Genomic DNA, 11,660 nt, shown 5'->3' with positions numbered 1-11,660 from the left:
CCAGACAAGCACCCACACCTATCAATTGTCTCGTTTTTAAAGAACTGCGAAATCGGCTGACTTAACAAGCTTCTTTCGTTTCCGCCGCTGCATCAGCAGCAGAGGTGCGCATTATAGCGACGTTTTCGACCAAGTCAACAACTTTTAAAACCGTTTGAAAACTTGATCACTTCTTGCCGCTTTGCCGCAAAAATCGCGCACTTATTGCTAAGTTTTTGATTTTTATGACGTTTTTCGCCAGCGCTGCTGCGAAAGATGCGAATTATACAGCCACCGAAAACCGCGTCAACTACTTTTTGCGGGATCCTGCAAAAACGGCGCCAGGCTGGGATCTGCAGGACAGGACGGTGGCGCTCAGCCCAGTCGGACCGCAGATCCCGGCCGGGAAGCGGTACTGCCGCGGGGCAGGAACTCGCGCTAGCCTTCGCCCGCCTCGGGCTTCTTGCCCTCCTCGCCGGGAGGAACGGGGAACTGCATGCCGTTGAACATGCTGCGCGTCTGCTGCTGCAACTGGTCCTGCATCTGCTGGAACAGCTTGCGGCTCTGATCGACGTAGGCGCTCATCATCGTCTGCATCGCCGGCCCCTGGAAGTTCAGGAACTGCGACCAGAGATCGCTGTGTGCCGGCTGGTTCTCGCCGTAGAGCCCCCGCGACTGTTCCTGGAGCTTGTGCTGGAAATCGGTGAAGGCCTTGATGTTGGTTTCGAGGTACTTGCCGAGCATGCCCTGCATGGCGTGGCCGTAGAAGCGGATCATCTGCGCGAGCAGGTCGGTCGAGAACAAGGGCAGGCCGCCGCTCTCCTCTTCGAGAATGATCTGCAGGAGGATGGCACGGGTCAGGTCTTCGCCGGTCTTGGCATCGACCACCGCGAAGGTTTCACAGCCGAGCACCATATCCTTGACGTCGCTGAGCGTGATGTACGCACTCGTCTTCGTGTCGTAGAGACGGCGGTTCGGATACTTCTTGATCAGACGCGACGACTGGGGCATGACGAGGGGTACTCTGGCGACGAACTTCGAATGAGCTTGCGGCGCCCATGAGGGCGCCGCAAGGGTGAAACAGGATTATAGCGCGCTCGCGGCGATCGGCCGGCGGCCGACCACCGCGATGGCTTCTTACTGGTAGTACAGGCCGCCGTTGATGTTCAGCGTCGCGCCGGTCATGAAGCCGGCCGGCTCGGAAGCCAGGTAGACGACCAGCGCGCCGATTTCTTCGGGCTTGCCGAGGCGCTTCATCGGGATGGTGTCGATGATGCCCTGGCGGATGTCTTCGCGGATCGCCATGACCATGTCGGTGGCGATGTAGCCGGGGGCGATCGCGTTAACGGTGACGCCCTTGTTCGCCAGTTCCTGCGCCAGCGACTTGGTGAAACCGATGCAGCCGGCCTTGGCCGCCGCGTAGTTGGTCTGGCCGGCCTGGCCCTTGACGCCGTTGACCGAGGAGATGTTGATGATGCGGCCCCAGCCACGCTCGGCCATCTTCGGCGAGATCTTGTGCGTGACGTTAAACAGGCTGTTCAGGTTGGTCTCGATGACCGCATCCCACTGGCCCTTTTCCATCTTCGGGAAGAATCGGTCGCGCGTGATGCCGGCGTTGTTGACCAGGATGTCGATCGGACCAACTTCGCTTTCGATCTGCGCGACCATGGCCACACAGTCCTCGTACTTGGAGACGTCGGCAGGATAGACCGCAATGTCGAGGCCTTCGGCCTTGCGGGCTTCGACCCAGCCGGCGACCGAGGGATCGCCGGGGAATACGTTGGCGACGACACGATGACCGGCCTTGATCAGTTCCTTGCAGATGGCGGTACCGAGGCCGCCGTTGGCGCCGGTGACGAGGGCGATGCGTTGCGTCATGTTGATCTACCTTTCTCTACTGTGGTGAAAAAAAACATTGATTGCTCCGCGCCGGTCGCCATTGACCGGGCGGATCGCAGAATTTGCCGGGGATGAGCCGACCCATGCAGGACAGCACAGGCTTCGCCGCCATCAGGCGCGCTCCCTGACGTAACGCCCGGGCGCAGGCTCGATCACCGGGTGGCTCGCATTGCCGAGCTTGACGCGCGCCGCGCGCTCGCCGCCCGCATGCCGGCGCAGCCAGACGATCCAGTCGTTCCACCAGCTGCCGCGGACTTCCTCGGCGCTGGCCAGCCAGGCCTCGGCATCCGCGCCGGCAGCCCCGTCGACCCAGTAGCTGCGCTTGTTGCGACTGGCCGGATTGATGACCCCGGCGATGTGCCCGCTGGCCCCGAGGACGAAGCGCGTTTCGCCGCCGAGCAGTTGCCCGCTGCGGTAGGCGGCCTGCCAGGGAACGATGTGGTCCTCGCGCGTCGCCAGCAGGTAGGCCGGCGCGTCGATCCTGCCCAGGTCGACCCTGACGCCGCACATCTCGAGCCGCCCCGGTTCGCGCAGGGCGTTCGCCTGGTACATGTTGCGCATGTACCAGCAGGCGAACGGACCGGTCAGGTTGGTGCTGTCCGAGTTCCAGTAGAGCAGGTCGAAGGGCGGCGGCGTCTGCCCGAGCAGGTAATTGTTGGTGACGTAATTCCAGACGAGGTCGTTGGCGCGCAGCGACGAGAACATGTTGGCGAGGTCGGCGCCGGGCAGGATGCCTTGCTTGCCGATTGCGGCTTCGCGCGCGGCGAGCCCGGCTTCGTCGATGAACAGGCCGATCTCGCCGGGATCGGAGAAGTCGAGCAGGGTCGTCAGCAGGGTCAGGCTCGCGGCCGGCCGCTCGCCGCGTGCGGCGAGCACCGCCAGCGCGCTCGCGAGCAGTGTGCCGCCGACGCAGAAACCGAGCAGGTTCATCTGCTTCACGCGACAGATCGCCTGCACGCGCGCAATCGCGGTCAGCGGACCGAGTTTCAGATAATCGTCCCAGCCGAGGTGGCCGAGATCCTCCTTCGGATTGCGCCAGGCGACCAGGAACACCGTGTTGCCCTGCTCGACGGCGTGACGGACGAAGGAGTTCTGCGCCTGCAGGTCGAGGATGTAGAACTTGTTGATGCACGGCGGGATGATCAGGAGCGGCGTGCGCGCGACGCGCGCGGTCAGCGGCGCGTACTGGATCAACTGGATCAGCTCGTTCTCGAAAACGACAGCCCCCTGGGTCGTCGCGATGTTCTCGCCGAGCGAGAAAGCCGACTCGTCGGTCATCGAGATGCGACCGCGACCCATGTCGGCGATCAGGTTGTTGATGCCGTCGGTGATGCTGCGCCCCTCCGTCTCGACCGCGCGGCGGATGAAATCGGGGTTGGTCGCCGCGTAGTTGGAAGGCGACAGCGCGTCGATGTACTGCCGGGCCAGGAAACGCTGGCGTTCGCGCGTCTTCTCGTCGGGCGCCGGCAGCAGTTCGACCATCTCCCGGATGAACTGCGCATTGAGCAGGTAGCTCTGTCGCACGTAATCGAAATAGGGACTCTCGCGCCATTCCGGCGAAGCAAAGCGGCGGTCACCCGGCTCCGCCTCGACCTGCGGCGGCGCAGCGCCCTTGCCCGCCAGGAGCAGCGACTGCCACAGCTGGAACTGCCGCTGCAGGTGCTCGCGCTGCAAGTCTGTCAGGCGCTGCGCGTCGACCGACGGCACGCCCGGGGAGGCCGCCATCCCCTTCAGCATCTCCGCGAACGCAGCCGCGGCAGGCAAAGCGCTTCCCTGCGCCGCGCCAAGCTTGGCGCCATCGGCAGCCGGCGCCGCCAGAGGAACGGCCTCGAGCACCTTCAGGAAACCTGTGGCCATCGCCTGTCCGGCCTGGACAAAGTTCTGCATCGCAGGCAGCAGGTACTCCGGTAGAGACGACATCTTCGCTTCCTTGCGGAGAATCAACGAGGGGCCGGCAAGACGCTTCGATAGCAGCAGCCTATCGCCTCCACCCCAAAGCATAGAAAACACCGCTTTATGAAATAAATTTCACAAAGCGATCACTGCGATCGATTTTGCACCGCAGCATTCAAACTGTCAATCTGGTTTGTGCATCGCAGAACGGGGACAAATCCGGCACGCAGACTCGCCGCGAAGCGCCCTGTCGGCGATAATGTCGGCATGTACGTGATCGCGATCGGCTGGCTATATGTGACCCTGCTCATGGCACTGACCGAGCGCAGTGTCGTCGCAGGTGTATTGACCTTCGTCTTCTACGGCCTGGCGCCGGTGGCGCTGCTCGTCTTCCTCACGGGCGGGCCCGGTCGCCGCCGGCGCTTACGCCGGCTCGCCCATCAGCGCGCCGACGACGACGATCGAGGCGATGCCAAGCCCGATCAATGAAACCTGCTGCAGCGTCGCACGCAGGTCGGTGCGCCGATGCAGGCCCGGAATCAGGTCGGCGACTGCGACGTAGGTCATGCTCGCCGCAGCCAGCGCCAGCAAGGTCGGTACCCATTCCTGCAGTCCGCTCAACATCGAATAGGCGAGCAGCGCACCCGCCAGCGTCGCCACGCTCGACAGCAGGTTGAAGGCGAGTGCGCGCGCGCGGCTGAATCCTGAATGGAGCAGCACGATGAAGTCGCCGAGTTCCTGCGGTATTTCGTGCGCGATGATCGCCAGACCGGTGACGATCCCCAGTTCGGTGCTCTGCATGAACGCGGCGGCGATAAGGATGCCGTCCACGAAGTTGTGGAAGGAGTCGCCGATCAGCACCATCATCCCGGAACGGCCGTGATCGTGCGCCGCCTCGAGGCCGTGCGACTCGCAATCTTCGTGGTGGCAGTGCCGCCACAGCACGAGCTTTTCGAGGACGAAGAAGAGCAGGATGCCGCCGAGCACGGTTGCCGTGGTGCGGCCGACATCACCGTGCTCGAGCGCGTGCGGCAGGATCTCGAGGAAGACCGCACCGAGCAGCGCACCGATGGCGTAGGAGACGAGCAGCCCGACCGCGGACGGGGACAGCTGGCGCGCGATGAGGGCGGCGCCGAGAACGCTGATCGCGCCGCCGCCGAAGCTCATCACGAGGATCCATTCGAGCGTGGACATGAACTGGAGCCGAAGCAAAGAGCTTGATTATACGGCTTGGTGACGCGTTCCTTTACAATGCCTACTTTCTGCTTCCGGCCAGTCTGACATGATCCGTACCCGTTTCGCCCCCAGCCCCACCGGCTTCCTGCATATCGGCGGCGCCCGCACCGCGCTCTTCTCCTGGGCCTACGCCCGGCGCCACGGCGGCAGCTTCATCCTGCGCATCGAGGACACCGACGTCGCGCGCTCGACGCCGGAAGCCGTGCAGGCCATCCTCGACGGCATGAACTGGCTCGGCCTCAACTGGGACGAGGGCCCCTTCTACCAGATGCAGCGCATGGATCGCTACAAGGAGGTCATCCAGCAGATGCTGGCCTCCGGCAGCGCCTACCACTGCTACACGAGCGCCGAAGAACTCGAACAGATGCGCGAGGAACAGCGTGCCCGCGGCCTCAAGCCGCGCTACGACGGGCGCTGGCGCCCCGAACCCGGCAAGACGCTGCCGACGCCGCCCGCGGGCGTCAAGCCGGTGGTCCGCTTCCGCAACCCGCAGGACGGCGTCGTCGCCTGGGACGACCAGGTCAAGGGCCGCATCGAGATCGCCAACGCAGAACTCGACGACCTGATCATCGCGCGCGCCGACGGCACGCCGACCTACAACTTCTGCGTCGTCGTCGACGACTGGGACATGGGCATCACCCAGGTCATCCGCGGCGACGACCACGTGAACAACACGCCGCGCCAGATCAACATCCTGAAGGCGCTCGGCGCAACGCCGCCGCAGTACGCGCACCTGTCGATGATCCTCGGCGACGACGGACAGAAGCTCTCCAAGCGCCACGGCGCGGTCAGCGTCATGCAGTACGACGAGGATGGCTACCTGCCCGAGGCCGTGCTCAACTACCTCGCCCGCCTCGGCTGGTCGCACGGCGACGACGAGATCTTCAGCATGGCGCAGTTCTGTGAGTGGTTCGGGCTCGACCACATCACGCCGTCGGCGGCGCAGTTCAACACCGAGAAGCTGAACTGGCTGAACGCGCACTACCTGCGCCAAACGGACAACGCGCGCCTCGAAGCACTGCTGCGCCCACGCCTCGAAGCGCGCGGCGTCAGCGTCAGCGAGCAGCCGGCGCTGTCCTCGATCATCGCGCTGTACAAGGAGCGCGTCGCGACGCTGAACGAACTCGCCGACGCCGCCGAGGTGTTCTACATCGACCTGCACCCGGCCGCCGAACTGCGCGCGCAACACCTCACCGCCGAGACGCTGCCGGCGATCGCCGACTTCCTCGCCGGCGTGCGCGAGGTGGCCTGGGAAGCCCCGGCGATCGGCGCGCTGATCAAGGCCACCGTCGGCACGCACGGGCTGAAGATGCCGAAGCTGGCGATGCCCCTGCGCGTCCTGCTCACCGGCCAGACCCAGACACCGTCGGTCGATGCCGTCGTCGCGCTGTTCCCGCGCGAGGCGGTGATCGCGCGCCTGGAAAAGGCGCTCGCCGCCGGCTGAAGACGGCGCGTCGATGCGAACTCGCGGGCGGCGCGCTGAAAAAATGCGCCGTCCGCGAGAAAATCCGCAAAACGCGCTTTACAGAGCGCGACCGGATCTCTAGAATTCGCGCTTCTTTCGAGGGGGGTATAGCTCAGCTGGGAGAGCGCTTGCATGGCATGCAAGAGGTCAGCGGTTCGATCCCGCTTACCTCCACCAAGCGAAAGAAAATTTCGGGGACGGTATGCTGGACACCGCGACCGGGAAGCAGTAGAATTGCAAGCACTAGGTCCCCATCGTCTAGAGGCCTAGGACACCGCCCTTTCACGGCGATAACCGGGGTTCGAATCCCCGTGGGGACGCCAGTTTCGAGTGACGCCGGAACTGTCGAGCATCACCTGCGGTCCGCAAGGATCGGCCACTGCGGAGTGGTAGTTCAGTCGGTTAGAATACCGGCCTGTCACGCCGGGGGTCGCGGGTTCGAGTCCCGTCCACTCCGCCACGAATTCCGAACGCCCGTCTTCGGCCCCCCCCCGGGTTCCCGAGACGGGCGTTCTGCTTTTCGCCCGGCGTCCTCGCCGGGCGTCCCTCACTGCTCGGTCGCCGGAGCCGCGTCGGACTCGGCGGGTTCCTTGAGGCGACGGGCAATCCCGCGCAGCACCCCGGCGCGCAATGCGTCGATACGCGTTCGGTCCGCTTCCCCGGCAGCACCCGCTTTCTTCTCGAACATCTCGGCGAGAAAATCGATCTGGCGGACGACCGAATCGAATTCGCGCGGCTCCGGAGCGAGTTCCTCCACCTCCTGCCGGTAGTCGCTGGCGAATCGCCGGGCCAGTTCATCGACCTCGCCCCCGGCATCGTCCGCGCCAAGCAGCCAGCCCGCCAGCCGGGCGTCGACGGCCTTGATCGCGTCCCAGAACTTGAACCCTTCGGCAAAGCGCCGCCGGGCTACCTGCTGGCAGCGGTCGACGAGTTGCCTGAAGTTCGGCGCCGGCTGGTCGAGCAAGGCCTCGAGTTGCAGGCGATTGATCACCGCGTAGGGGTCGAAGTCCGGCGCCGCAGGGTCACCCTCGCCTTGGGCGTAGGCCGCGCGCGCCTGCTCGAACTTGCCACGGAGCTCGGCCCAGCCGCCACCGCCCTCGTGCAGGACGACGGCTTCGATCTTGTGCGCGCTGGCGAGGACGCTCCAGCGCTCCTGGTTGCCGCGCGCCGCGCCCTCGTCGGCGCTCACTTCGAGCAGGTGGTTGATGCGCCTGATCGCCCGGGCGACGAGTTTTGCGGCCTCGTCGAGCTGGGCGATGCGCTGGCTCGCGTCGCCGGTCCTGCGCCGGGCGAGCTTTTCCGCGCTGCGCGCTTCCAGATTGGCCAGTTGCTCGATCGCAGCGAGCGGTGCGGAGGCGCCCGGCGTCTCGGAACTGTCGGCGGCAATGGCCGCGAGGTAGGCCGTGCGCGCGTCGGCGAAACCTTCATCGCCAAGGGCTGCGTAGAGTCCCGCCAGCGCGAACTGGACGTCCGCCCGACCCAGCCACGGCGCCGGCACCGCCGCCAGACGCCGCCGGATCTCCGCTGCCAGCTTGTGGTAGTCGGCCTTGGCGTCGCTCTTGTGCCCGATCGCCAGACGCCGGTTGTCGAGCCAGTCGACCAGTTCGCCCGGCGCGACCGGAATTCTCTCGGGCGCGACCTCGTCGGCCCGCTGCCCCAGGGTGAAAGTCGGGTCGCCGTAGGCCTGGTAGGCACCCCAGGTGTTGCGCTCCGGGTGCAGCGCATGACAGGCCTTGCGCGCCCGCAGCAAGGCCTCGGCGAAGGTCTGCCGGCCATTGACGAATTCGTCGAAGAAGGTGGTCGCGAAGGTCCTCGCAGCCGCGTCATCGACCTCCCAGCCGGCGGCGACGACGCAGCGCACCCCCATTTCGATCAGCTCGCGCGCGAGGCTGTAGGCGAGCTTGTTCGCCTCGCCGCTGATGCTGCCGAGATGGCAGCAGCTCAGGAAGACGAGCTCGGGAACGACTTCCATCTGCTGCACCTCGGCGGCGGTGAGCATCAGTCCGTCCGAAAGGACGAGGCCGCTGCGCGGCTCGCCATGGCGGTCCCTGACGGCATACATGCCGTGGCCGGACAGCACCAGCACCCGGTAGGGGCGCTTGAACAGGCCGTAGATCACCTCGCTGGCCTTGCCCTTGCGCGCTGATCGTTCGACCTGGTAGCCCGAGCGTTCGAGCAGTGCGGCGATGGTGCCCCCCTCCTCCTCGGCGCCGGCCAGGTCGGGCAGGTAGTCGCGGTCCATCGTCCCCGGCTGCCAGTCGGGGTTGAATTCGCTCTGGTAGCCGGCGGTCGATGGGTTGGCGACCACGTAGGCGCTGAGCTCGCGGGTGCTGCGTGGCGCCTGGCGGTAGGTACCGGTCGCCAGTTGGCGCACCAGCCTCGTCTGCAGCACCAGCGGCTGCCCGTCGGCGACCAGCATTTCCCACGGTAGCTTGGCCGTCCCGGGGTCGACCACCAGCATCAGGTTGGCGGCCTCGCGCAGGACGCTGCGGAAGCTGAGCGGGACCAGCAATTGGTAGAGCGTCCTGCTGAAGCCGTTCTCGGCGCTGAAGAAGGTCTGGCTGATCTCGGCCTGCACCAGCTTCTCGATCAGGCCCGGCTGGCTTTGCTGGAGCTGCGCCTCGGCCCGCGCCCGCTCCGACAGATGCAGGTATTTCAGGCGCTCCGGATAGCCTTGCACGGCGCCTGGAGCGGCGCTGCCGTCGCTGACGATCAGCCGCGGCCAGTAGTTTGAGGCGACGCCCACCGACAGACGCGGACGAACGCCTTCTCCGTCGATGAGCTCGTCGGCGACCGACAGGCGCACGCCGAGCGCCTTGAGCGCGCGCTCCTGCGTCTTCGGCAAGGCGCGCACCGCGTGCGCGCAGCTGATGGCGACGTCCTGGTACTGCTCGATGAACTCGAGGCTGCCCACCCGCGTCGCCAGCCCGCCGCCGGAGCGCTCGGCAAACTGCCGGTTGGCTTCGGCGACGCCGAGCGTGATCGCCGCGACCGACTCCTCGACCGAAATGCTCGTCGTCGAGTTGTAGCCGATCAGCAGGCTCGCCAGGCGCAGTTCCAGCGCGGCAGGATCGGCCGCCCCCCCCTGCTCGACCAGCCGGTCGGCGGCGTGCAGGAGCAGGCGCAAGACGCCCGCGCGCACCGTCTCGCGCAAGTCCTCGGCAGTCAGTTGGCCGAACTCGCCGAGGCCAACCACCAGCGCCCCCTTGCCGGTCCCGCGCAGGCGCTCTTCGGTCGTGCGCGGCATCAGCACCACCGAGGCCGTGCCGCAGGCGCCGGCATGAACGCCCAGGCGCTCGCGATTGCCGAGCGCCCCGTTCACCAGATCGCGGTCGATCACCCATTCGGCACCGGCGATGGGATCGTCGATGTAGTGGCCACAGAGCACCGGGATCGGCAGGTCGCGCAGATCGCCGGCACGCGCCAGCACCTTCAGTTCGGCGCGCTTCTGCTGCGGCCGGCGTACGCGCACCTGGCCACCGATGACGGCGCTCACCAGCTCCGCTGCGCTCGGATAACCGGGCGGCGGGCCGGGCTGGTAGGAACGGGTCGGCGCGACCGCGTCGCGTGCCGTCGGCAGGCGAGCGAGCCGGGACGCGCGACCGCTGGCGAGCAGCGCCTCGATCTCGTCGAAGTAGTCGGCGCTGTTGACCAGGCCGGCGTGGTCGACCGGCATCAGCCAGCAGCGCTCTTCGGGCAGCCAGTCGAGCCTTCCCGAGGCCCAGGTCACCGAACCGTCGCCATGCGCGGTGCCGAGCATGGCCAGGCCGACAGGTTCGCCGTCGCGCCCCTTGCGCAGCTTCAGCCCGCAGGGCGTGTTGTCGGCCTGGCCAAACACGTAGGCGATCCGTTCGGGATTGGCGATCGGCTTCGCCACTTCCTCCCAGAACGCCCGGCCCTGCGCGAGCGTCACCGCGCTGGGGCGAGCGCCGAGCTGGCTGCCGAACCAGAAGTCGTCGTTGATCGCCGCCAGCCGCTCCCAGAGCGCGGGGTCGAAATAGTCGTCCGGGGTGTCCGCGTTGCCGCCCGAGTCGCTGCCGGAATCGCGGAAACCGGGACGGGGCAGCAGCTGCAACGCCCCGGGAAAGCCGCCGACGATGTCGAGCACCGTCTGCAAGTCGTTCTGCAGGTCGCAGCGGGCGAGCGTGCGGATCATGCACGAGCGCCCGAGCAGGGTTTCGACCATCCGGTGCGAACCGTGGTTGGGCGTCCCCAGGAACACGAGCCGGCCGCCGTCGCGCCTGACGATCTCGTCCCACAGCGCCGGCTTGCGCGCGATCAGCAGGCGCACCACCAGCCCGCCCATGCTGTGCGCGAGGATGCGCAGCGGCTGATCGGGATGCCTGTCCAGCGCTTCCTGCACGACGATCTCCAGCTGCTCAGCTGCGGCCTCGATGCCGAGCCGCCAGTCGTAGGCGAAACGAACGACCCGGTGGCTCTTCTCCAGGCTGCGCGCGAGCCGGCCGTAGGCCAGTTCGACCAGACCGTCCGCCCAGGCCTCCTGGCCGCTGGCGATCCGCGCGAGACCGCCGCGCGCAAGCTCGAGCGGATCGAGCCAGACACGCAGCCCCGACCCCGGCTGATTGCGGTCGCGGCGCCCGATCTCGAGCTGCGAGCCCATGATTCCTGGCAGGTAGATGAGCAACGGACGGTCGGCCGGCGTTGGCGCGGCGGCGCGCGAGAGTTCGGGCAAGCCGGCCGCGCAGGCCTCGATTTCCTCCCACTCGGGCAGCTTGCGTGGATCGGGATCGGCGAGCCAGGCGCGTACGGCACTGCGCGTGCGCCGGTTGCGGAAATACGAGAAATGGTCGACCTCGGGTCCCTGGTCGAAGAGCGCATGTGCACCGCGGACGGCAATCCCCGCATACATCGATGCCGTATCGACCACCAGGTCGTTGTCGGCGCGCTCGAAGAACATCCAGTCGGTGAAGGTGATGACGATGCGCTTCAGGCTGCCGCCGCCTTCGCTGTCACCGGCGATCGCCGCCATCTTCACCCCCGCATGACGCGGGGCGCGCGCGAGGAAGCTGCCCAGGGGCGATTGGGGAAGCATCGCCTCGATTCCCGGCACCAGTTGCGGCTCGACGCGCCGGGCGGCGATCTCGACGGCAACGCGGGCGAGCAGCCGCAAGCCCGTGTCGAAGGCCTCGCGCGCAAGTCCGCCCGCGCTCGCCGCCCCCCCCCCGGA

General features: G+C 66.7%; 7 protein-coding genes and 3 tRNA genes. 5 read left to right on the top strand and 5 right to left on the bottom strand.

Going from position 1 to position 11,660, the window contains the following annotated elements; translation table 11 throughout:
• Positions 1–417 precede the first annotated feature (417 nt).
• From phaR to phaC, 3 genes are all read right to left on the bottom strand, one after another.
• Positions 418–990, bottom strand: a complete 573-nt coding sequence (gene phaR, locus CCR84_RS03525) for a polyhydroxyalkanoate synthesis repressor PhaR (protein ID WP_201209693.1) — start codon at positions 988–990, stop codon at positions 418–420.
• A gap of 126 nt (positions 991–1,116) precedes the next feature.
• Positions 1,117–1,857 carry a beta-ketoacyl-ACP reductase gene (gene phbB, locus CCR84_RS03520; protein WP_201209685.1) on the bottom strand — a complete coding sequence of 247 codons (741 nt, stop codon included), beginning with the start codon at positions 1,855–1,857 and terminating at the stop codon, positions 1,117–1,119.
• Positions 1,858–1,989: 132 nt separating this feature from the next.
• The gene (gene phaC, locus CCR84_RS03515; RefSeq protein ID WP_201209683.1) at positions 1,990–3,798 is read right to left on the bottom strand and encodes a class I poly(R)-hydroxyalkanoic acid synthase; all 1,809 of its coding nucleotides are present in this window, start codon (positions 3,796–3,798) and stop codon (positions 1,990–1,992) included.
• Between the two features lie 240 nt (positions 3,799–4,038).
• On the opposite strand from phaC, the gene CCR84_RS03510 reads away from it, so the two are divergent.
• On the top strand, positions 4,039–4,260 hold the full coding sequence (locus CCR84_RS03510; protein WP_201209681.1) for a hypothetical protein: 222 nt from the start codon (positions 4,039–4,041) through the stop codon (positions 4,258–4,260).
• Here the strand turns inward: CCR84_RS03510 and CCR84_RS03505 are convergent.
• Complete coding sequence (locus CCR84_RS03505) at positions 4,195–4,965, bottom strand: ZIP family metal transporter (protein WP_201209678.1); 771 nt, start codon at positions 4,963–4,965, stop codon at positions 4,195–4,197. The genes CCR84_RS03510 and CCR84_RS03505 overlap by 66 nt on opposite strands.
• Before the next feature lie 88 nt (positions 4,966–5,053).
• On the opposite strand from CCR84_RS03505, the gene gltX reads away from it, so the two are divergent.
• The 4 genes from gltX to CCR84_RS03485 all read left to right on the top strand — a co-directional run bounded on the left by gltX (position 5,054) and on the right by CCR84_RS03485 (position 6,932).
• Positions 5,054–6,451: a glutamate--tRNA ligase gene (gene gltX, locus CCR84_RS03500; RefSeq protein ID WP_201209671.1), complete on the top strand. Its 1,398-nt coding sequence runs from the start codon at positions 5,054–5,056 to the stop codon at positions 6,449–6,451.
• A 122-nt stretch (positions 6,452–6,573) separates the two neighbouring features.
• Positions 6,574–6,649, top strand: a tRNA-Ala gene (locus CCR84_RS03495).
• 70 nt (positions 6,650–6,719) lie between these two features.
• A tRNA-Glu gene (locus CCR84_RS03490) sits at positions 6,720–6,795 on the top strand.
• A 60-nt stretch (positions 6,796–6,855) separates the two neighbouring features.
• Positions 6,856–6,932: transfer RNA gene (locus tag CCR84_RS03485), tRNA-Asp, on the top strand.
• An 87-nt stretch (positions 6,933–7,019) separates the two neighbouring features.
• On the opposite strand, the gene CCR84_RS03480 is transcribed toward CCR84_RS03485, so the two are convergent.
• Positions 7,020–11,660, bottom strand: a 4,641-nt coding sequence (locus CCR84_RS03480; RefSeq protein WP_201209669.1) for a CHAT domain-containing protein, incomplete at its 5' end; no start/stop codon positions are given.

This window comes from Rhodocyclus purpureus, assembly GCF_016653115.1.
Lineage (GTDB): Bacteria > Pseudomonadota > Gammaproteobacteria > Burkholderiales > Rhodocyclaceae > Rhodocyclus > Rhodocyclus purpureus.
This window is presented reverse-complemented; position numbering and strand designations above follow the sequence as displayed.